This window comes from Aeromonas media (assembly GCF_020423125.1).
Taxonomy (GTDB): Bacteria; Pseudomonadota; Gammaproteobacteria; order Enterobacterales; family Aeromonadaceae; genus Aeromonas; species Aeromonas media.
In genome coordinates this window covers 2,228,129-2,248,484 of sequence record NZ_CP075564.1, presented here as the reverse complement: position 1 = coordinate 2,248,484, position 20,356 = coordinate 2,228,129, and the positions used below count along the sequence as shown (strand labels likewise).

The 20,356-nt window shown below is 63.0% G+C and carries 18 protein-coding genes; 8 read left to right on the top strand and 10 right to left on the bottom strand.

Annotation, left to right across the window (positions count from 1 at the left end; translation table 11 throughout):
* The first annotated feature begins 45 nt into the window (after positions 1-45).
* The 6 genes from KI797_RS10265 (at position 46) to KI797_RS10240 (ending at position 8,912) form a co-directional block, all read left to right on the top strand.
* The gene (locus KI797_RS10265; RefSeq protein WP_226173072.1) at positions 46-3,978 is read left to right on the top strand and encodes a response regulator; all 3,933 of its coding nucleotides are present in this window, start codon (positions 46-48) and stop codon (positions 3,976-3,978) included.
* 1 nt (position 3,979) lies between these two features.
* Positions 3,980-5,224, top strand: coding sequence for a response regulator (locus tag KI797_RS10260; RefSeq protein WP_226172916.1), 1,245 nt, complete (start codon positions 3,980-3,982; stop codon positions 5,222-5,224).
* 3 nt (positions 5,225-5,227) lie between these two features.
* Positions 5,228-5,842: a GNAT family N-acetyltransferase gene (locus tag KI797_RS10255; RefSeq protein WP_226172914.1), complete on the top strand. Its 615-nt coding sequence runs from the start codon at positions 5,228-5,230 to the stop codon at positions 5,840-5,842.
* 72 nt (positions 5,843-5,914) lie between these two features.
* The gene (gene cobB / locus KI797_RS10250; RefSeq protein ID WP_161507196.1) at positions 5,915-6,688 is read left to right on the top strand and encodes a Sir2 family NAD+-dependent deacetylase; all 774 of its coding nucleotides are present in this window, start codon (positions 5,915-5,917) and stop codon (positions 6,686-6,688) included.
* Between the two features lie 86 nt (positions 6,689-6,774).
* Positions 6,775-7,257, top strand: coding sequence for a hypothetical protein (locus KI797_RS10245; RefSeq protein ID WP_005329679.1), 483 nt, complete (start codon positions 6,775-6,777; stop codon positions 7,255-7,257).
* A complete protein-coding gene (locus KI797_RS10240) occupies positions 7,254-8,912 on the top strand; it encodes a GGDEF domain-containing protein (protein ID WP_226172912.1) in 1,659 nt (552 codons plus the stop codon). Before KI797_RS10245 ends, KI797_RS10240 begins: the two co-directional genes overlap by 4 nt.
* A gap of 63 nt (positions 8,913-8,975) precedes the next feature.
* On the opposite strand, the gene KI797_RS10235 is transcribed toward KI797_RS10240, so the two are convergent.
* The 7 genes from KI797_RS10235 to KI797_RS10205 all read right to left on the bottom strand — a co-directional run bounded on the left by KI797_RS10235 (position 8,976) and on the right by KI797_RS10205 (position 15,735).
* Entirely contained in the window at positions 8,976-10,004 is a 1,029-nt protein-coding gene (locus KI797_RS10235; RefSeq protein WP_226172910.1) for a substrate-binding domain-containing protein, read from the bottom strand.
* Complete coding sequence (gene rbsK / locus KI797_RS10230) at positions 10,004-10,936, bottom strand: ribokinase (protein ID WP_226172906.1); 933 nt, start codon at positions 10,934-10,936, stop codon at positions 10,004-10,006. The genes KI797_RS10235 and rbsK overlap by 1 nt, the downstream gene beginning before the upstream one ends.
* Before the next feature lie 102 nt (positions 10,937-11,038).
* Positions 11,039-11,914 (bottom strand): ribose ABC transporter substrate-binding protein RbsB, encoded by an 876-nt coding sequence (gene rbsB / locus KI797_RS10225; RefSeq protein ID WP_041205808.1) that lies wholly within the window; start codon positions 11,912-11,914, stop codon positions 11,039-11,041.
* Between the two features lie 21 nt (positions 11,915-11,935).
* Positions 11,936-12,901 carry a ribose ABC transporter permease gene (rbsC, locus tag KI797_RS10220; protein ID WP_041205806.1) on the bottom strand — a complete coding sequence of 322 codons (966 nt, stop codon included), beginning with the start codon at positions 12,899-12,901 and terminating at the stop codon, positions 11,936-11,938.
* Entirely contained in the window at positions 12,898-14,469 is a 1,572-nt protein-coding gene (gene rbsA / locus KI797_RS10215) for a ribose ABC transporter ATP-binding protein RbsA (RefSeq protein ID WP_161507192.1), read from the bottom strand. The genes rbsC and rbsA overlap by 4 nt, the downstream gene beginning before the upstream one ends.
* A gap of 21 nt (positions 14,470-14,490) precedes the next feature.
* On the bottom strand, positions 14,491-14,910 hold the full coding sequence (rbsD, locus tag KI797_RS10210; protein ID WP_226172903.1) for a D-ribose pyranase: 420 nt from the start codon (positions 14,908-14,910) through the stop codon (positions 14,491-14,493).
* Between the two features lie 207 nt (positions 14,911-15,117).
* On the bottom strand, positions 15,118-15,735 hold the full coding sequence (locus KI797_RS10205; protein WP_171269822.1) for a glutathione S-transferase family protein: 618 nt from the start codon (positions 15,733-15,735) through the stop codon (positions 15,118-15,120).
* A gap of 279 nt (positions 15,736-16,014) precedes the next feature.
* On the opposite strand from KI797_RS10205, the gene KI797_RS10200 reads away from it, so the two are divergent.
* Together KI797_RS10200 and KI797_RS10195 are read left to right on the top strand one after the other, a co-directional pair.
* The gene (locus tag KI797_RS10200; RefSeq protein WP_042648238.1) at positions 16,015-16,773 is read left to right on the top strand and encodes a DUF2189 domain-containing protein; all 759 of its coding nucleotides are present in this window, start codon (positions 16,015-16,017) and stop codon (positions 16,771-16,773) included.
* 16 nt (positions 16,774-16,789) lie between these two features.
* Entirely contained in the window at positions 16,790-17,467 is a 678-nt protein-coding gene (locus KI797_RS10195; protein ID WP_139750708.1) for a DUF2987 domain-containing protein, read from the top strand.
* Positions 17,468-17,539: 72 nt separating this feature from the next.
* On the opposite strand, the gene ttcA is transcribed toward KI797_RS10195, so the two are convergent.
* The 3 genes from ttcA to KI797_RS10180 all read right to left on the bottom strand — a co-directional run bounded on the left by ttcA (position 17,540) and on the right by KI797_RS10180 (position 20,356).
* Entirely contained in the window at positions 17,540-18,448 is a 909-nt protein-coding gene (ttcA, locus tag KI797_RS10190; protein ID WP_042648240.1) for a tRNA 2-thiocytidine(32) synthetase TtcA, read from the bottom strand.
* Positions 18,449-18,515: 67 nt separating this feature from the next.
* Complete coding sequence (gene uspE, locus KI797_RS10185) at positions 18,516-19,463, bottom strand: universal stress protein UspE (protein WP_042648241.1); 948 nt, start codon at positions 19,461-19,463, stop codon at positions 18,516-18,518.
* Between the two features lie 137 nt (positions 19,464-19,600).
* Positions 19,601-20,356: an FNR family transcription factor gene (locus KI797_RS10180; RefSeq protein ID WP_005329643.1), complete on the bottom strand. Its 756-nt coding sequence runs from the start codon at positions 20,354-20,356 to the stop codon at positions 19,601-19,603.

Here is a 20,356-nt window from a genome sequence, read left to right as displayed (position 1 = left end):
AGGCAGATGCCTGGCTTTTGCGTTTCTATGATAAAGACCCTATTTCTGCTCGGTGCGCTGCTGGCCCTGCCGCTGCATGCCGCCATACTCCCCCTGTCAGCCGAGACCCAGGCGTATACCGATACGCTCACCGAGCTGACTTTCTGTTACCCGGTCCTGCAGCGTCCTCCCTATCTGGAGGAGCAGGGGGGGTTGCTCATCGATCAGATGAAACGACTGGCCCTGCAACTGCCGGTGCCGCTGCGCTTCGAAAAATTGCCAAACTGGACGGCAACTCTGCAGGGCTTGCAGCACGGGCAGTGCGATCTCATCCCCCATGTGGGACCTGCCAGGGAGACCCTGCCCGGTACGGCCTTGAGCCGGGCCATGCTGGAGGCGGAGTCCGCCATCCTTTATCGGGGGGAGCTCGAGCAGGCGACCTTCCTGGTCTCGCCCATCTGGCAGGCAGAGGAGACCCTGCAGCGGCTCTATCCCCACTCTTCCCAGTTGCGCCTGACGGATGCGGAGAACTGGTATGGGGCTCTGGTGGCGGGCAGAGGCAGCGCCTACCTCGGCGACTATCTGCAACTGCGCTATCTGATGCGGGAGTTCCCGGATGAGGGGCTGCGCTTGCGGCGGTTGCGCAGCGACGATCTGGTGATCAGCTACCGGCTGATGATGGGCGACAGGCCGCAATTGCACGAGCTGATAGACACGGCGATCCGCTTCCTGCCACCGGGTAACCTCTACCGGGATCTGGGGCGCTATCTGCCCCAGAGCGAGCAGGACATCAATCCCTTGCACTTCACCGACAAGGAGCAGGCCTGGCTGGTCGGTAGCGCGCGCACCATCAAGCTGGTGGCGGATCCCGGCTTCATGCCCTATAGCGGCGTCAATCAGCAGGGTGAGCTCGTCGGCTGGAGCGGCGATGTGCTGCGGGAAGTGAGCCGCCAGACGGGGCTGAATTTCGAGCTCATCCCCGTGACAAGCAAGGAGGAGGCGCTGGCCAGGTTGCGCAGCGGGGAGGCCGCCATGATGGCCGGTCTGCTGGAGTCTCCGACCCTGCACGAGGAGTTCGAGTTCACCCGTGCGGTGGCAACCAGTCGCTATGCACTGGTCAGCCGCAAGCGGGGGGCTTATCAAGCCCTTGCCGAGGTCAAGGGCAAGGGCAAGGTGGTCGTGCCTCGTATGCTCTACGACACCAGCCTGCTGGCCCGGTTCGGGCAACACGACTGGGCGGTGACCGACAACCTGCAGCAAGGGTTGGCTGCGGTGCAGAGCGGTGAGGCCGATGCCATGCTTGCCGAGCTCTATCAACTGCAATATCCGCTGCGCAACAACCAGCTGAGTGAGCTGAGCATCACGGAGCTGCCGGAGGTGTTTGGCCTCGGCTTTGCCATCAGGCGGGATCAGCCAAGGCTCGCCGGGGTGCTGGAGCAGAGCCTGATGACGATTAACGACAGGCAGGTAAGCGAGCTGGTACAACGTTGGCGGCGCCTCGTCCTGAACCAGCAAGAGGGGGTCAGTTACGGATTCTGGCTTGGCTCTGTCCTGTTGGCGCTCTTGATCAGCGCGGCAGTGATCTGGTCAGTCTGGCGCTCCCGTCAGCAGCTGGCCCAGGAGGCGCGCGAGCGTCATAAGGCCGAGCAGGCGTTGGCGCTGGAGAGCAAGTTCAGGGAGTCCCTGTTCCAGGCGTTGCCCGTTCCCGTGTTTTTGCGCAATGACAAGGGGGAGGTGATCAAGCGCAACAAGCGGGCCAAACGGATGGAGGCGCGTTACGCCACCGATCTCGTCCTGCCGTCTCCCCAGTTGCAAGGGGCTGAAGGGGAGATCGCCTTGCGGGATCAGGTTTACTCCTATGCCCAGATCCCGCTGCGCCTGGGACCCCAGGCGCCCGCCGGGGACCTCATCGCCCTGTCCGACATCAGCGCCTTGCGCGAGCGCACCCGCTTGCTGCGCCAGGCGGAGCGCCGCCTGCGGGCCCTCACCAATACGGTGCCCGGAGTGGTGCTGCAGTTCACCCTGCTCGGAGGGGCCATCACCCGGGTGGAGTTTGTCAGTCGCGGCAGCCATGAGCTGCTGGGGCTGGCCAGTCAGCAGATCCGCCTCAATCCCAACGAGGCGCTCACCCGCATCTCGCACCAGGACAGGCGGGAGATGCGGGCTCCCATGCTGGCCATGTTGCAGGCCGGGCGCCCCTTCTCCCACCTGCTGCGCTACCAGCATCCGGGCAAGGGCACGCGCTGGCTGCAGTTCTCCGGCAGAGGGCGCCGGCAGGGGGAGGGGTGGCGTGTCTTTGGGGTGGTGCAGGATGTGACCAACCGGGTCGAGCAGGAGCACTCCCTGCAACTCTCCCACGAGCAGGCCCAGCAGGCTGTGCTCGCCAAGGGACGCTTCCTCGCCGCCGTGAGCCACGAGATCCGCACCCCCATGAACGCCATCCTGGGTCTGCTGGAATGGCTGGATCAGACCGAGCTCTCTGCGGAGCAGGCCTCGGTGCTGGCGCACGTCAGGCAGGCGGGCAACGAATTGCTGGGGCTGCTCAACGACGTGCTCGACTTCAGCCGCAACGAGAGTCGCCAGCTGCGGCTCTCCCTGCAGCCGACCGATCTGGTGGAGCTGTGCGAGCATGTGGCGGCGGTGCACTGGTCCAAGGCGCGTTCCAAACGCCTGCAACTGCGTCTCAACCTGGACCCGACGCTGCCCGCCCTGATGGCGCTGGATCCTCACCGGGTGCAGCAGGTGCTGCACAACCTGCTCTCCAACGCCATCAAGTTCAGCGAGCGGGGCGAGGTGGTGCTGTGGGCCCGCCGGCACGGGGAGTGGATCTGGTGCGGGGTAGATGACGAGGGGCCCGGCATCAGTGCCGAGTTGTTGCCTCGGCTGTTCCTACCCTTCGAGCAGGGGGAGGAATTGGGACAGCTGAGGGCCCAGGGTACTGGTCTCGGGCTGGCCATCTGTCGTCAGTTGATGGAGCAGATGGGAGGGAACATCCGGTTCGAGCCGGTGGCCACCGGCGGCAGCCGCTTCATTTGCGCCTGGCCACTCAGGCAGGTGCAGGAGAAGGCGCCCTGGCAGCCACGGTTCAAACAGATTTCTCTGCAGCTCCCCCCCGAGGCGCTGGCATACATGCGGGCCTGGCTCGCCGAGTTTGGCGTGACCGAGGAGGCGATGGCGCCCGTTCTTGCCGTCACCCTGGATGAGCAGGGGTTGAGTGCCTGGTCCTGGCAGGGAGAGCCCTGGATCCCGGGCTCTGTGGTGAGCCTGCTGCAACCCAGGTTGGTTCAGGGGGGCGGGGAGGTCGCGGATCTGCCGGGAGCCGGTATGCGTGTCCTCTTGGTGGAAGATCACGAGGTGAACCGGGTGTTGATCAGCATGCAGCTGAGTCAGCTGGGAGCCCAGGTACTGAGCGCCGCCAATGGCCGTCTGGCGCTGGACATCCTGAAATCGGAATCGGTGGATCTGGTGCTGACCGACCTGCAGATGCCGGTGATGGACGGTGCCGAGCTGTGCCGGCAGTTGCGGGCTTCGGCGCGCTGGCAGCAGTTGCCCGTCTATGTGATCACCGCCGATCTCAGCGAGCAGGCGGCGCAACGTCTGGCCGATTGTGGTTGCCAGGGCCATCTGGACAAACCCGTCCTGTTGAAGGAGCTGGCCATCTTGCTGCGCACCGTCTCGGGTCGCAGCAGTGTGCCTCTGGCGGAGGAGGCGGCCGTCAATGCCACGCCCATGACGACCCTGCTCAATCCGGTACTCATCAACCTCTACCTGGTGTCGGCTCGCCAGGATCTGGCCGACATTGAGGGGTGCGTCACGGCAGGGGATGAAGGCGCCCTCAATACGGCTTTACACAAGATGAAGGGGGCCGCCAAAATGGTGGGGGCCGCCGCCTTGGTTCAGGTGATCGAACGCTGGCAGCGAGCCCCCGGGCAACCCCTGGTGGAAGAATTGAAGCCGGCCGTGGAAGAAGTCTGCCGGCAACTGGGCGAGAGAGCATGAAATGATCATCACAGATGAAGAGTTATTGGCGTTGCTGGAGTCTGATGTCAGCCAGGAACCCGTATTTCACCCCGTCAGCGTCTATGCCCTGGACGCTGTCTCACACCGGGCAGCAAAGGAGGCAGGCTTGCCGGCCTATGCCAGCCTGCACCGTACTCGACCCGACGCGAGCTGGCAGTGGGAGGGGTTGTTCGCCGCCGGGGCCATCGCCCTGTTCGATCCCGCCTCCCATGCGGGAACCGACTATCTGCCGCGGCTGCAGACCCCAGGGGTGGGGATTTATCGCCTGTCGGATCCCTGGCTTGAGGGGGTGGAGGTTCGGGAGCAGGGGTGGCGGGAGTGGCTCGCCCAGCTCCAGATCCTGCTGCTCGAGGATCATCCCTTCCAGGGAGCCTGCATCCAGCAGGAGATCCAGGCGCTGGGACTGCCCTGCCACTGGGTGCAGGACGGCGAGGGTTGCCTGCAGGTGCTGGAAGAGGGGGATGTGGGACTGCTGGTCTGCGATCTCAGTCTGGCGGAGCAAGATGCCATCAGTCTCTTGATGAACCACCCCCAGTACCGTCGTTTGCCCATCATATTGCTGTCCGCCCACGATCAGACCCTGATTGACGGGGCCAGACGCCTGCTGCACGACGCCGGTTTCAACGTGCTGGCCGCGTTGGCCAAACCGCTGCAGAGCGACGATCTGCTGCGTCTGCTCAAGACGCTCTATCTGGGGCCGCAGCGTCAACGCAGACTGGGTGGCTTGAAGCGCACCATTCGCAGCTGGCAGGGAGAGGCGCGGGGTCAGCTTGGTTTGCTGGCGGATGCGGCCTCTTGCCCTCTGCCGGTCTGGCTGGCCGTGAGCAGCCTGCCCCCGCACTGGGAGCCCCTCAAGGCATGGCTGGAGCAGCATGGCCGGCAGGCGAGCGAGCTGACCCTGGTCATCCACCGGCGGGATCACCTGCTGAGCCAGGCGGATCGCTTCGCCCTGGTGTTGCAGGCGAGTCTGGCGGGGGCCAGGCTCGCCCTGCTGCTCGACAATGCCCAGCACCTGCCTTTCGATCAGCTGGAGCGACTGCCGCTCCAGAGCCTGCTGCTGGGGCAGCATCTGCTGCCGGAGCTGGAGGCGATGGCCGCGGACTCCCTGCTGGCGCGCTTTATCGGGCGGGCTCGCGAGCTCGGCCTGGCGCTCTATCTCGACGATCCCTTCAACCTGCAGGATGCCGCCCAGTGGCAGGATCTCGGCATGGCGGGGCGCTGGTAGCCGGTGGCGCGCTACCTCTGCTGGCCTCCCGATGAGGCGCGCCTGCAGCGGGCCCTGACGGGCTGGGTGCACCCCGGCTCGCGGGCCGCGCTGCCCTTGATGATGGAGGTGGGTGGCATCCCCTGCCGGCTGCAGGAGCTGGCCGGCGCCGATCCTGAGCGGCTGAAGGCGGCCTACGAGGCCCTGAGCGAGCAGAGTGTCTATCTGCGCTTCATGCGCGCCAAGCAGCCCGCCACCGCCGAGCAGCTCGCCTTCTTTCTGGACTATCCCAGAGCGCCCCAGATAGGCTTGCTGCTCACCGACGAACAAGGCGCTCCGCTGGCCATGGCCCAGTCCATCCGGCGCCGTCTGCATACCGACAGGGCCGAGTTCTCCTGCATAGTCGCGGATCATTTTCAGCATCGGGGCGCCGGGCGCCGCCTCTTGCTGGCGCTGGCCCTGCTGGCGCGCGGGGAGGGGATCCGCGAGTGGACCGCCGAGGTGCTCGGACAGAATCGTCCCATGCTGGCCCTGCTGAAGGGGTTGGGGCTTCCGCTCACCCTGGTGACGGGCCGGGAGATGGTGTTTGTCCGGCTGGACTTGAGCGTCCTCGATACCCTGATGCCCCGACATGCATAAGACCAAGGGCGAATGTGCCGGGCCGACCTGCTGTGCTAAGGTCAGCCTGTCACCCGTTGGAGGAAATCAACCATGGTGCAGTCAGCCAAACATATCGTGATCCTCACCGGCGCCGGCATCTCGGCCGAATCCGGTATCAAGACCTTTCGGGCCTGCGACGGCCTGTGGGAGGAGCACAGGGTGGAAGACGTGGCCACCCCGGAGGGCTACGCACGGGATCCTGAGCTGGTGCAACGCTTTTACAACGCACGGCGCCATCAGTTGCAACGAGTCGAGATCCACCCCAATCCCGCCCATTATGCCCTCGCACGCCTCGAGCGCCTGCTGCCGGGTCGCGTGACCCTGGTCACCCAGAACATCGACAACCTGCACGAGAGCGCCGGCAGCAAGAACCTCATTCACATGCACGGAGAGCTACTCAAGGCCCGTTGCCCGGTTTCCGGGCAGGTGATCGAGTGGCGCGGGGAGCTTCATCAGGCGGAGCTCTGCTCCTGCTGCCAGTTGCCCCAGCCGTTGCGGCCTCATGTGGTCTGGTTTGGCGAGATGCCGCTCGGACTGGATCGCATCTACTCGGCACTGGCGCAATGCGATCTCTTCATCTCCATTGGCACCTCGGGTGCCGTCTATCCAGCGGCGGGGTTTGTGCATGAGGCGGGCCTCAACGGTGCTCACACGGTCGAGCTCAACCTGGAGCCGAGCGAGGTTGGCAGCCAGTTTGACGAGAAGCGCTATGGCCCTGCCTCCCTGCTGGTGCCGGCTTTCGTGGACGAATTGTTGCAAAGCTGCGGCATACACCAGCCCAAACAGATCGACGGTCATAACTGGATGGAGATGCGTGGACCATAGTCTATTGAGTCACAACATAGTTGCATTGGCTCAATGAAGCCGCCACACTGACCCGTAAAATAGAGGATGCAGCTGGCGCAAGGTATATGGACATTTTCAAGCGTGGGACCGTTTTTCTTCTGCTGGTGCTGACAACGTTCAGCACTCAGGCCGCCGCTTCCTCACCTCTGTTGCTGCTGATCCTGCCAGACAAGCGGGAGATCCCTCTGGATGAGGCGACACTGGCCGCCTTGCCGCAGACAGAGTTCGAGACGGCGACCCCCTGGACCGTCGGGGTTCACCGTTATCGTGGCCCGACCCTGAAGGCGATGCTGGTGGCTCAGGGGCTCAAGGATGTCACTCAAGTCCGGGTGACCGGCCTCAATGACTATCAACAACAGTTCAATCTTGCCCGGTTTGCCCAAGTGCCGCTGACTCTGGTGCGCTATCAGGATGACAAGCCGTTGACCCGTCGCAACAAGGGGCCAGTCTGGCTGCTGATGCCCTTCTCGGAATATCCTGAACTCGATGTCTCCTCCATCCACAGCTACATGGTGTGGCAACTGGTGCGCATCGAGGTCATCCCGTGACTCGTCGACAGCGCCACAATCTGCTGCTCGCGGCCATCTCTCTGCTGTTTCTCTTTTCTTCCGTCTGGGGACTGTTGCTGCAGAATCGGCACGAGCAACTGGTCGATATGTTCTATCGCAACACCCACTGGAACATCAGCCAGGTCATGCTGGAATCCCAGCGTTTCCTTTACGATTTGCGCCTCTATCGGGCGGGAGCCCTCGAGATGGAGACCCTGAGCCTGGATTACGATCTGCTGTGGAATCGGCTGGATGTGTTTCTGGTCAGCAGCGAAACCGCCGATGCGCGCACTCGTCATGGATTGGGAAGCGTGCTGGCCAGGTTGTTTGAGGAGGTCAAGGCACTCGAACCCCAGATGCAGGCCGGTAAGCTGCAAGAGGGCAAGGCCCTTGTCCGTTCGCAGGCCCGGATTGCAGCACTGACCCGCCAGGTGGAGCAGATAGGGGATCATATTCTCTCCGGGCAGGAGCGGGAAGCCTCGCTCAATCAACTGCGCCAGAGCCTGTTCTGGATCCAGATCTGGCAATTGATCCTGCTGGTGATGGGAGGCGTGCTGGTGTTTGCCCTGATCCGTACCAATCTGCAGAATCGCCGCCTCTCCCTGCTCGACCCCATGACCCGGCTTGGCAATCGCCGCGCCTTGCAGGGACAGCTCAGACAATCCCTGCAGCGCAATCATGCCCAGGCCCTGGTGGTGCTGGATCTGAAACGGTTCAAGCAGGTCAATGATCTGCTCGGTTACCAGGTCGGCGATCGCCTGCTGCAGGCGGTCTCCGCCCGGCTGCGGCAAGCCTATCCTGGTCGGGCTTACCGGCTGGGGGGGGACGAATTTGCAGTGGTCCTGGCCGGCGAGCAGCCCGGCCTCGAATCCCAGATGGACGCCATGGTGAGCCTGTTGCAGTTCGAGTTCGTGACCCGGGAGAGCAGCTTCGATCTTGCCTGTCGTTTCGGGGTAGCCAGGGCTATGGAAGGGGAGGACGCGGATCAGCTGTTGGAGCAGGCCATACTGGCACTGAATCAGGCCAAGCGGGACAATGCGACCCTGATCTGGTTCCAGCCAGCGATGAAGGCCTCCCTGAGCATGAGTCAGCGTCAGCTGCATCAGTTGCGGGAGTGGTTGGCAGGGACGGCACCCTCGCCGCTGGAGACGATATCACAGACCCTGGAGGATGAGCGGGGGCAGCGGGTGCTGAACATCAGCCTGCGCTGGCGGGTGGGACAGCAGGGGTGCGACATGGACTGGATGCAGGAGCGCGGTGTGCTGGGACAAGTGGTGGCCAGGTTGCTGACGGACGCCGAGCATCAGCAGCCGTTGCTGCTGGTGCTCCATCAGCAGTCTCAGCTGGCTCATGTCCTGGCCTACCTGCCCCCCTTGGAAGAGAAAGTGCTTATCCTGGCGCTGCCGACCCTGACGGAGGATGCCGCCCTGCTGGAAAAAGTCAGCCAGCGCGGCTGCGTACTGGCATTGCGTGAGCTGGGCAGTCGCGCCCCCGCACTGTTGCGCGCGGGCTGGCCGGTGCGCTACTGGCTGCCCGACCCCTCGGATCACGATGTCTTGTTGCAGCCCCTGGCGCGGCAATTGGGGCTGTTGCGTCTGGGTCGCCCGGCAGAAGAGCAAGAAGGGGAGATGAGGAAACAGCGGGAGCCCTGTTGACTCGGTGGCGATGAAGGAAAACGACAAGGGCGGCCCGAGGCCGCCCTTGTCGTTTTGAGCAAATCACTGCGGGTGGAGGGCCGCGGGGGGCGGGAAGGGGGCGCAGGAGTCTCTGATCACCATATCTGGGTCCACGGTGATCATGCGATTATCTATCCGTTCACCGTTGATCCGCGCCAGCAAGCGGGTGACGGCGAGGCGACCCAGTTCCTCTTTCGGTTGATTGACCGTGGTCAGCGGGGGGGACATAAACTCGGCCAGTGCCACGTTGTCATAGCCGACGAGGGAGAGATCCCGCGGTATGACGAGCCCGGCTTGATGGGCGGCACTGATGACCCCCATCGCCATCATGTCATTGCAGACGAAGAGGGCGGTGGGGCGTGCAGGCAGGGCAAGCAGGCGGGTCATGGCGGCAAAGCCGCTGGCGCAGTCGAAATCCCCCTCCTGGATCCAGGCCGGATTGATGGCCCGTCCGGCCTCCTGCATGGCCTGCTCGAAGCCAGCCAGGCGCTGATTGGCTGGGGCGCGGCGGTGGGGCCCGGTGATGCAGCCGATGTCGGTATGACCGAGTGAAAGGAGATGGCGGGTGGCGAGATAGCCGCCGCGATGGGAGTTGTCGGCGATGAGATCCACCTCCTTGCTCTCCATGCCCCAGTCCATCACCACCACCGGCAGGCTCTTGAGCCAGTCGAGCTGGTTGAACACCTCCTGCTGTCCTTCGCTGCACATGATGAGCAGACCGTCGACCCGTTTGCGCAACATCATTTTCAGGTAGGAGAGGGCCGTCTCGGCCTGCCCCTCGGTGTTGCCCAGCATCAGGTTGTAGCCCTGCTCGAAGCAGTAGCGCTCCACCCCGCGCACCACCTCGGCGAAGAAGGGGTTGCTGGAAGTGGTGACCAGCATGCCGATGCTGTTGGTCTCCTTCACCTTGAGGCTGCGGGCCACCAGGCTGGGGGCGTAGTTGAGATCGCGCATGGCACTGAAGACCCGCTCCCGGGTCTCCTCGGCCACGAAACGGGTCTCGTTGATGACGTGAGAGACGGTGGTGGTGGAGACGCCCGCTCGCGCCGCCACCTCCTTGATATTGGCCATCAGTGCCCCTGCGCCGCTTGTGCCTGCAGGAAGGTGTCGACCTCCTGCTTGCTCGGAATGGAGCTTTGGGCGCCGAACCGGGTGACAGAAAGCGCCGCCGCTCCGTGGGCGAAGCGCACCGCCTCATGGAAGTCAGCGCCGGCCAGCTCCGCCGCCAGCAGGGCGCCGTTGAAGGTATCTCCGGCGGCCGTGGTGTCCACCGCCTCGACTCGAAAGCCTGGAATGAGCGCCTGTTGTCGGCCGTTGCTGCAATAAACGCCCTGAGAGCCCAGGGTGATCATCACCTCCCCAATGCCCATTTGGTGGAAGCGGGCGGCCGCCTGTGCCGCACTCGCCTCGTCACTCACCTTGACCCCGGTCAGCAGCTCCGCTTCGGTCTGGTTGGGGGTGATGAGATCCACCAGCGCCAACAGCTCGGCCGATAGCGGCCGGGCGGGCGCCGGATTGAGCACCACCTGGGTGCCGTGGGTGCGGGCCAGACGGGCAGCCTCGAAGACGCTCTCCAGCGGTACTTCCAGTTGCAGCAGCAGGGTGTGGGCATCCGCAATCAAGGCTTCGTGGCATTTCACCACGGCAGGAGTGAGGGCGCCGTTGGCCTCGGCGGAGATGCCGATGCTGTTCTCCCCCTCGTCACTCACATAGATGATGGCGATGCCGGTGGGGAGGTGCTCGTCCTGCTCCACTGCGCTCACGTCGATGCCATCGTTGGCGAAGCCCGCCTTCATCTGGCGGCCGATGGCGTCGTCGCCGATGCGGGCGATAAAGGAGACGGCAGCACCGAGGCGAGCGGCGGCCACCGCCTGATTGGCCCCCTTGCCGCCGGGCACCACCTGATAGCTGTGACCGGTCAGGGTTTCACCCGGGCGAGGAAAGTGGGGAACGCGCAGCACATGGTCTGCATTGACACTGCCCAGAACGACGAGACGATTCATGTTGACTACTCCTGATGCATCTTGGTTTGGACGCTCGGGTTGGAGCACCCAGGCCGGGAGGCATGGTAAGAGAGCGGGGGAGGCGAGCCTCCCCCGTCATGCTTACTTGCTGACGATTTGCAGCGGTACCGGGATGGACTGCTCCACCGGCTGGCCCTTGAGCACCTTGTCGGCGGTTTCCACGCCGATGGCACCGATCAGCGCCGGCTGCTGGGCCACGGTGGCGGCCAGTTTACCTTTGGCCACGGCGGCCTTGCCATCGTCGGTTCCATCGAAGCCGACGATCATCACCTCTTTGCCGGCGGCTTGCACGGCGCGGATGGCACCCAGCGCCATCTCGTCGTTCTGGGCGAACACCGCCTGTACGGTCGGGTGGGCCGCCAGCAGGTTCTCCATGACGTTCAGACCCTTGGTGCGATCGAAGTCGGCGGGCTGGGATGCCAGCACCTGCAACTTGTTGGCGGCCACGGCCAGGGCGAAGCCCTCGCCACGGTCACGGGCGGCAGAGGTGCCGGCGATCCCTTCGAGCTGGATCACCTTGGTGCCGGCACCCAGCTTCTCGGTGATGAAGTCACCGGCCAGCTTGCCACCGGCCACGTTGTCGGAGGCGATGTGGGCCTTGACCTCCCCCTGGGCCGCGCCGCGGTCCAGGGTCAGCACCGGGATGTTGGCCTTGTTGGCCAGGCGGATGGCGTTGCCCACCGCTTCTGAGTCGGTCGGGTTGATCAGGATGGCGTTGACCTTGCGCACGGTGAGATCTTCCACGTTGGAGAGCTCCTTGGCCGGGTCATTCTGGGAGTCCAGCACCACCAGCTCGTAACCAAGCTCCTTGGCCTTGGCTTCGGCACCCTCCTTCATGGTGACGAAGAAGGGGTTGTTGAGGGTGGAGACCACCATGGCCAGCGTCTGATCGGCGGCCTGGGCGGTACCCAGCACGGACATGATGGCGGCAGCGAGCAGGGTATTGAGCTTTTTCATCATTTCATTCCTTGTGTGTGCTTACTTGCTTTTGTTATCGATCATCACGGCGAGCAAAATGACGCTGGCCTTGGCGATCATCTGGTAATAGGAAGATACGTCGAGCAGGTTGAGGGCGTTGTTGAGGAAGCCGATGATGAGCGCCCCGATCAGGGTACCCATGATGCGGCCCTTGCCGCCCATCAGACTGGTGCCACCCAGCACCACGGCGGCGATGGCATCCAGCTCGTAACCCATGCCGGCAGTTGGCTGGGCCGAGGAGAGGCGGGAGGTGACGATGAGCCCCGCCAGCGCAGACAACATGCCGCACAAACCATAGACCGCGAGCTTGACCCTGGCCACGTTGATGCCGGAGAGGCGGGTGGCCGATTCGTTGCCGCCGAGGGCATAGATGTAGCGACCGAGGCGGGTGTGGTTGAGCAGGTACCAGGCCAGCAGGAAGACGATGGCCATCAGCCAGATGGGCACCGGCAGGCCGAACAGGTAACCGGTACCCAGCCAGGCGAAGTGATCGGCGCCGTCACTGAAACCGGTGGAGATGGGACGCCCCTCGGTGTAGACCATGGTCACGCCGCGCAGGGCGGTCATGGTGACCAGGGTGGCGATGAAGGCCTGCACCTTGCCCTTGGCAATGATGAGGCCGCTGACGCCGCCGAGCAGGGCACCGGCCCCCAGGGTGAGGGGTACTACCAGCCAGATGGGCAGCTCCATGGCCACCATGGTGGCCGCCAGGGCGCCGCACAGGGCCAGCACAGAGCCGACCGACAGGTCGATGCCGGCGGTGAGGATGACCAGCGTCATGCCGACCGCCATGATGGCGTTGACCGAGGTCTGGCGCAGTATGTTGAGCAGGTTGTCGGCGGTGAAGAAGTTCGGGCTCAGGAAGGAGACGACGCCGATCAGCACCAGCAGCGCTACCAGGGATTTGTTCTCGATCCACCAGGCCTTGCTCATGACGCCGCGGCGGGAAAGGGTTTGGGTTGTCATTGTGCTGCCTCTTGCTCTGCTTGCCACTGTTTGCCGACTGCCGCCGCCATCAGTTTCTCCTGATTGGCCTCGCGGGTGTTGAACTCTGCGCTGATGCGCCCTTCGTGCATCACCAGGATGCGATCACTCATGCCGAGCACTTCCGGCATCTCGGAGGAGACCAGGATGATGCTCATCCCCTCCTTCTTGAACTGGTTGATGAGTTGATAAATTTCCTTCTTCGCCCCCACGTCGACGCCGCGGGTCGGCTCGTCGAGGATCAGCACCTTGGGCCTTGTCAGCAACCCCTTGGCGATGGCCACCTTCTGCTGGTTGCCGCCGGAGAGGAGCTTGATCAGCTGATCCTGACTCGGAGTCTTGATGTTGAACAGGCGCACATAGTCACCCACCGCCTGGCGCTCGGCCTTGCCGTCTATCTTGCCGTGAGTGATGAACTCGTCGAGGGCGCACAGGCTCATGTTTTCGCGTACCGAGAGCTCCAGCACCAGGCCATCCCCCTTGCGATCCTCGGAGATGTAGGCAATACCGGCGGCCAGACCGTCGGCGGGGGTGCGTGGCACCAGCACCTTGCCATCGACTTCGACCGCGCCGCTGCTGATGGGGCTGGCGCCGTAGATGAGCTTCATCAGCTCGGTGCGCCCGGACCCCATCAGGCCGCTGAAGCCGAGAATTTCCCCCTGGCGCAGGGAGAAACTCACCCCGCGCACGCCGGGACCGGCCAGATCCTTCACTTGCAGGCTGACGGGACCGAGCTCGCGCGCGAGGCGCGGGTATTGCTCCTCCAGCCGGCGACCCACCATCATCTCGATGATCCTGTCTTCGTCGAGCTCACTCACCGCCTGCTCGCCTATCCACTTGCCATCGCGCAGCACGGTGACCCTGTCGCAGATCTGGAAGATCTCCTTGAGGCGGTGGGAGATGTAAACGATGCCGCAACCCTGCTCGCGCAGCTCGCGGATGACCACGAACAGCTGCTCTGTCTCGGTGTCGGTCAGGGCGTCGGTGGGCTCGTCCATGATGATGACGCTGGCATCGAATGACAGCGCCTTGGCGATCTCCACCATCTGCTGCTCGCCAATCGACAAATCCCCGAGCCGGGTGTCCGGCCCGTGCTTGACGCCGAGGCGGGCCAGGAGGGTGCTGGCCCGCTCGCGCAGTTGCTTGTGGTCAATGCTGCCAAAGCGGGTGCGCGGCTCGCGGCCGAGGAAGATATTGGCGGCGATGGAGAGCTCCGGCAGCAGGTTCAGCTCCTGGTGGATGATGCTGATCCCCTGATCCTGGGAGTCGCGCGGTCCCTTGAAGTGGACCGGCTGGCCACGATAGCTGACGGTGCCGGCATCGGCCTGGTAGATGCCGGTCAGTACCTTCATCAGGGTGGACTTGCCAGCGCCATTCTCGCCGAGCAAGGCCATCACCTGACCCGGGTAGACCCGCAGACCCGCTTCGTCGAGAGCGCGCACCCCGGGGAAGGTCTTGACGATCCCGGTGAGCTCAAGAATGGGCGAGGGGGGCGTGTTAACGCTCCCGGTGAGCCCAACAAGGGGTGAGAGGGGGGAGGTTGTGCTCATTTGCAGCTTCCTTGAAGAGGCTTAAAACGCCACACCGGCGCAGAGAATAATATTGGCGTAGGGGGTGACCTCGCCGCTGCGCACGATGGCCTTGCTCTGGTGGGAGCGGGCTTTGAACGCCTCGTGCAGGCAATATTCGACGGCGATGGGTTTGCCCTGGGTCAGGGCGTGAGCCTCGATCTGCGCGACCAGCGCCTGATGGGCATCCGGGCTGATCAATTTTATTTCGCTCGCCATGATCACCTTCTCCACCACCAGATCGGTGAGCAGAGCGGTCAGCACGGTGTCCAGGCTGGGAGTGCCCGCCATCAGTGCCAGATCGATGCGCTCAGGCCCCGCCGCAATGGGCAGGCCTGCATCGCAGACGGTGATCTCGTCGGTATGACCCATTCGTGCCACCAGAGCACTCAGGGGAGCATTGAGCAGCTTGCCTCGTTTCATACAACACCTCGGCGGCCTGTGACCGCATCGTCGATATTTATTTGGGCAACCGGTTACGCAACCGGTTGCGTCGTTGAGGTGAAAGATAGGCGCTAACCGTTAACGGGTCTAGGAACAGATGACGAAAATGTGAAAACGATCTCAATGAAGTGGCTGACCACAGGAAAACGGGTGCCAGAAGAGCACCCGTACAACCAGAGGAGGGGATCAGAGAATCAGGGCCTCCTGCACGGCGGGGCGTGCCAGCATGCGTCGGGCATGGGCCGCCACCTTGGGAAACTCGTCGATGGCGACCCCGTCGCTCGCGAGCCAGCTGGCCACCACGAACAGGTAGATATCGGCCAGGCTGAAACGTTCCCCCAATACCCAGGGACCGGCCAGATAGTGGTGCTCTATCTCGGCGAAACCGTCGCGCATGTTTTGCGGCATCCTGGCCTTCATGGCAGCGATGGCGTGTTCGTCATCCGCCCAGCGGCTACCGCGACGGCCATGGGCATGGGCGACGTGCACCGTCGAAGCGAGGAAGCTATGCACCTCCTGCATTCTGGCCAGCAGGAAGGGGTCATCCAGGGGCGCCAACCCGGCATCCGGGAAGCGCTGGGCCACGTACAGCAGCAAGGCCGGGGTTTCGGTCAGTACGCCGCGCTCGGTCACCAGGGCCGGCACCCGCCCCTTGGGGTTGATGGCAAGATAGGCGGGGGTGCGTTGCTCCCCGGCGGCGAGATCGAGGCGCTTGATCTGGTGCGGGGCACCGGCTTCCACCAGGGCGATGCGCACCGCCATGGCACAGGTACCGGGGGCGAGATAGAGCGTCAGTTCGGACATTGCAGCTTTCCTTGTGTAGGTTATCCGGGATGGACTGCGCGAGAGTGCGAGTCTGTCGAGTCTTGGTCATCCATCCTACGCCCATGCCGGGCGAGGGCCAAGCCAGGCAACCTCGGGGCACGAACACCGGGCTGGCGACAGTGCCCTTGTCAGTGAAATCAATGGCTTTCTGAACGGAAGATAACAGGAAAAACGACTACGCATGCCCGGTCAAACCGCTATAATGTGCCACCTTGGAACAGTCGTATTTGAATGTTGGATAGTCAATTGAGTAATAGAATGCGGATCGGTGGAACCCTCGAACAGTCCCTCAGCCAGGGATACCGTCTGGACCTGCAAGGGGTGTTGAAAGAGGCCTGGCAACAGACTCGTCGTACCGGTTTCGGTCTGGCGCTGGCCATCGCCGGGGTCATGGCAATCTGGATCCTGCTGAGCAACACCCTGCTGGCCCCCTATGTCAGCCAGGAAGGGGGTGACATGGACATGGCCCTGATATTGAGCCTGCTCATCACCGTCATCATGTCCCCCATGACCTCTTCTCTCGACATGCTGGGACTGCAGCAGTCGGTGGGCGTGCGGGCCCGCCCTAACCAGGTGTTCGACTTCTTCCGTCACTTTCTGCGTCTGGGCTCCCTGAGCCTGCTCGGCAGCCTCATCACCAGCCTGTTCGGTCCCCTGTTCGAGCTGCTGGGGCTGCCGGTGATGCTGGCCTTTGTTCCTTCTGCCCTGGTGGGCATGGGGCTGGTGTTCACCGTGCCCCTGGTGCTGGAGCGTGGTCTGTCACCGGCCCAGGCCATCCTGGTCTCCCTCAAGTTGTTCGCCCGAGGCTGGCCCAGCATAGTGCTGCTGCATGGCGTCATGCTGGCGCTGTTCTTCCTGGCCCTCATTCCCATGGGCATAGGCCTCATCTGGGTGGCCCCCCTCTATTTCAACCTCAAGGGGATCCTCTATCGGGATCTGTGTGGGGTTGCCGTGGAGGTGACCGAAGTGGCGGACAATGCAGCCTCCGGGCAGGGGCCCGATCATTTCAACGCGTGATGCAAAAGGATGGCATATGAAGCTGGTTCGACATGGCATGGCGGCAAGTCTGCTGATAGTGCCGGCGCTGTGCGTGGCGGCGCCCTCGCTGGATCTGCAATACAGCACCTTCTACAGCCAGATGAAGACCTTTGCCAAGGGCGAGTTTGGTGATGCCAGGCTGGGGTTTTATCTGACCGATCCGCAAACTGGCCAGCGCTGCGGGCTCGCCTCGGCAAGGGTCTCGACCCTTGATCGGGATGTTGCCGCCGAGGTGACCATCGACAGCGAGCTGCGTCTGCCCTATGACGACGATCTCAATCTCGACAAGGCGACCGTGGTGGTGGAGCTGATCGAACCACACGCCGCCTGCGACATGTCGGTACAGGTGATGGCCGATGCGCCCCCAGCGTCGGATAGCCAGGGGTTCAGGGTGAGCGAGGTGGTGACACGCCAGCAGGAGATGCAGTCGCTGCTGGACAAGCTGGCAGGCATGGTGGGCAAGTACTTCCTGCCGGAGATGGCGGGGGTGCGGGTGACCCTGGTGCAGCCGAGCGGCACCGCCTACCTCATCGATGGAGCCCGTCAGCAACCACTCCCCTGGCAGGATGGCCAGCTGCTGCTTCGCAATGAGCAACTCGCCGATTTCGCGGCGGGCAGGTTGCAGCTTGCGGGAGAGATACTGCGACTGACCCCCTGGTTGCACAAGGGCTGAAAAAGCCGGGTGAAAGACAGATAAAGAAAAGGAGCGCATGGCGCTCCTTTTTCGTGGTGGCTGGCAGGGCGCTCAGCGCACCTCGATCACATCCAGCACGTCCATCTCGTCGATGTTGAGCAGGGGCGCGGTCGGCAGCTCGGGGGGATCGAATGCCTTGTCGCCGCCGTCGATGATGCCGGAGTCGCGGTTGATGCTCTTGAAGTCAAACAGCTTGTGATCGAGCAGGTGGCTCGGGATCACGTCCTGAATGGCGGTGAACATGGTCTCTATCCGGCCGGGGAATCGGCGATCCCAGTCCTGCATCATCTGCTTGATGGCCTTGCGCTGCAGGTTCTCCTGCGAGCCGCACAGGTTACACGGGATGATGGGGAAGGCCTTGACCTCCGCATAGCGCACCAGATCCTTCTCCTTGCAGTAGGCCAGGGGGCGGATCACCACGTTCTTGCCATCGTCGCTCACCAGCTTGGGGGGCATGGACTTGAGCTTGCCGCCGTAGAACATGTTGAGGAACAGGGTCTCGAGGATGTCATCCCTGTGGTGGCCGAGGGCAATCTTGGTGCAACCCAGCTCTTGGGCGGTGCGGTAGAGAATGCCGCGGCGCAGGCGGGAGCAGAGGGCGCAGGTGGTCTTGCCTTCCGGCACCTTGTCCTTGACGATGGAGTAGGTGTCTTCCTCGACGATCTTGAAGTCGACGCCGAGGGTGGCCAGGTATTCCGGCAGCACGTGTTCGGGGAAGCCGGGTTGCTTCTGATCCAGGTTGACGGCCACGAGATCGAAATGGATGGGGGCGCTGGCCTTCAGGCTCATCAGGATGTCGAGCATGGCGAAGCTGTCTTTGCCGCCAGACAGGCACACCATGATCTTGTCACCCTCTTCAATCATGTTGAAGTCGGCGATGGCCTGACCCACGTTGCGCCGCAGGCGTTTCTGCAGCTTGTTGAAACTGTATTTCTCTTTGGCGTTAAGCTCTTCTAGCATGGCCTCAAACCCGGGACAAAAATAAGCGGCTTATTATAGCCATGTCCCGGGGGAGGGCAAGAAACGCTTATGCAGGATGACGCTTGTCATCCACCGGGCAGCTGTAATCGTCCGGTTTGAGGATCAGGATGTCGCAGTCGAGCCGATCGACCACATGCTCTGCCGTGTTGCCGAGCAGGGCGGCGGAGAGGCCGGTACGGCCGACGCAACCCATGATCATCAAAGTGGCCTTGAGCTCGTCCGCCATGTCAGGCAGCACCTCCTCCGGTAATCCTTCCGCCACCTTGGTCCACATGTGATTGATGCCGAAGTGATCGGCATGTTCTCGCAGCAGATCTTCGTGATGCTTGCGGATGGCATCGTTGTAAGCGTTGGGATCGAACTCGGGCAGCTCGATGGCCACATTCACCGGTGTGCCGGGGTAGGTGTTGACCAGATAGAGGTTGGATCCAAGCAGATCGGCGATGGCGACGCCTTCGCGGGTGATGCGCTCATTGAGGACTTTCTGCTCCAGGTCATCGCTCGAGCAGTTGATGGCGGCGATGATGTTGCCGCCCCGCTGCCAGTGACCCTCTTTGACCAGCAGGACGGGACAGGGGCACTTGCGCAGCAGGTGCCAGTCGGTCGGGGTGAAGATGAAGGTTTGCAGGAAGGAATGCTTGTGGGTCGCCTTGACCACCAGATCGTGGCGATGCTCCAGCACTTCCTGGATAACACACTCGAAGGGACGATTGTGCCACAACACCTTGATCTCGCACTCCAGGCCTCTGGCGCGATAGGGTTGGAGTATCTCGTCCAGCCACTCCCGACGCTGGGCAATGACGCCGTGGCGCATCTCTTCCCGCTCATCCACCGACAGCATGGCTGTCATCTCGTACGAGAAATCGTAAATCGTCAGGAGCAGGGTCAGCTGGGCGCCCTCGTCCAGCTCGGCGACCTTGACCGCGCGCTCGAGCGCGATCTGGCGCTCCTCCTCCGGGTTGATCACCACCAGAATATTTCGGTACTTGACCATGTTCTCCTCCTTGGCAAAAACGCCAATGATGGCAACTCTTTAGCCATTACAGCTTAGCCCAAGGGGGGAGACGGGAAGGTGTGCCGGATCAAATTTCAGGGTGAACCGATCCGGCAATACAGTGGGAAAGGGCGTGATCAGCCGCAGGGAGGGCGAGTGGCACCGGCCATGACGCCGAGGGCCACGTGATCCAGCACGGTAATGTATTTGCCCTTGACACTGATGAGGCCGGACTTCTGGAAACGACCGAGCAGACGGCTGATGGTCTCGACGGTGAGGCCGAGATAGTTGCCGATGTCGCCACGGGTCATGGAGAGACGGAACTCCTTGGCGGAGAAGCCGCGCTCGGAGAAACGTACCGACAGGTTGTGCAGGAAGGCGGCGAGGCGCTCTTCCGCATTCTTCTTGGAGAGCAGCAAGATCATCTCCTGATCCCCCATGATCTCGTTGCTCATCAGTCGCATGATCTGCTGGCGAAGCTTGGGCATCTTGCCGGAGAGATCGTCGAGTACATCGAACGGGATCTCGCACACCATGGCGGTTTCCAACGCCTGGGCGAAGGAGGGGTGCGCCTGCTTGTGGATGGCATCGAAACCGACCAGATCCCCTGCAAGGTGGAAGGCGGTGATCTGCTCATCGCCCTGCTCGGTGATGGTGTATGACTTGATGGTCCCGGAGCGGATGGCGTAGAGCGATTTCAGTTCATCGCCAGCCTTGAACAGTTCCTCACCCTTCTGGAACGGCTTCTTGCGCTCGATGATGCTGTCCAACTGATCGAGCTCACTGTCGTTCAGGGTGAAGGGGATGCAGAGCTGGCTGATGCTGCAATCCTGGCAATGAATTGCACAGCCACCGCTCTGAACACGTCTGCCAGGTTTCTTGTCCGGGATCAT

What these genes read in the sequence shown, in the direction of transcription:
- KI797_RS10260 (WP_226172916.1), top strand. Translation starts at nt 3,980, where the DNA reads ATGATCATCACAGATGAAGAGTTATTGGCGTTGCTGGAGTCTGATGTC.
- cobB (WP_161507196.1), top strand. Translation starts at nt 5,915, where the DNA reads ATGGTGCAGTCAGCCAAACATATCGTGATCCTCACCGGCGCCGGCATC.
- KI797_RS10245 (WP_005329679.1), top strand. Translation starts at nt 6,775, where the DNA reads ATGGACATTTTCAAGCGTGGGACCGTTTTTCTTCTGCTGGTGCTGACA.
- KI797_RS10235 (WP_226172910.1), bottom strand. Translation starts at nt 10,004, where the DNA reads ATGGCCAATATCAAGGAGGTGGCGGCGCGAGCGGGCGTCTCCACCACC.
- rbsK (WP_226172906.1), bottom strand. Translation starts at nt 10,936, where the DNA reads ATGAATCGTCTCGTCGTTCTGGGCAGTGTCAATGCAGACCATGTGCTG.
- rbsB (WP_041205808.1), bottom strand. Translation starts at nt 11,914, where the DNA reads ATGAAAAAGCTCAATACCCTGCTCGCTGCCGCCATCATGTCCGTGCTG.
- rbsC (WP_041205806.1), bottom strand. Translation starts at nt 12,901, where the DNA reads ATGACAACCCAAACCCTTTCCCGCCGCGGCGTCATGAGCAAGGCCTGG.
- rbsA (WP_161507192.1), bottom strand. Translation starts at nt 14,469, where the DNA reads ATGAGCACAACCTCCCCCCTCTCACCCCTTGTTGGGCTCACCGGGAGC.
- rbsD (WP_226172903.1), bottom strand. Translation starts at nt 14,910, where the DNA reads ATGAAACGAGGCAAGCTGCTCAATGCTCCCCTGAGTGCTCTGGTGGCA.
- KI797_RS10205 (WP_171269822.1), bottom strand. Translation starts at nt 15,735, where the DNA reads ATGTCCGAACTGACGCTCTATCTCGCCCCCGGTACCTGTGCCATGGCG.
- KI797_RS10200 (WP_042648238.1), top strand. Translation starts at nt 16,015, where the DNA reads ATGCGGATCGGTGGAACCCTCGAACAGTCCCTCAGCCAGGGATACCGT.
- KI797_RS10195 (WP_139750708.1), top strand. Translation starts at nt 16,790, where the DNA reads ATGAAGCTGGTTCGACATGGCATGGCGGCAAGTCTGCTGATAGTGCCG.
- ttcA (WP_042648240.1), bottom strand. Translation starts at nt 18,448, where the DNA reads ATGCTAGAAGAGCTTAACGCCAAAGAGAAATACAGTTTCAACAAGCTG.
- uspE (WP_042648241.1), bottom strand. Translation starts at nt 19,463, where the DNA reads ATGGTCAAGTACCGAAATATTCTGGTGGTGATCAACCCGGAGGAGGAG.
- KI797_RS10180 (WP_005329643.1), bottom strand. Translation starts at nt 20,356, where the DNA reads ATGATCCCGGACAAGAAACCTGGCAGACGTGTTCAGAGCGGTGGCTGT.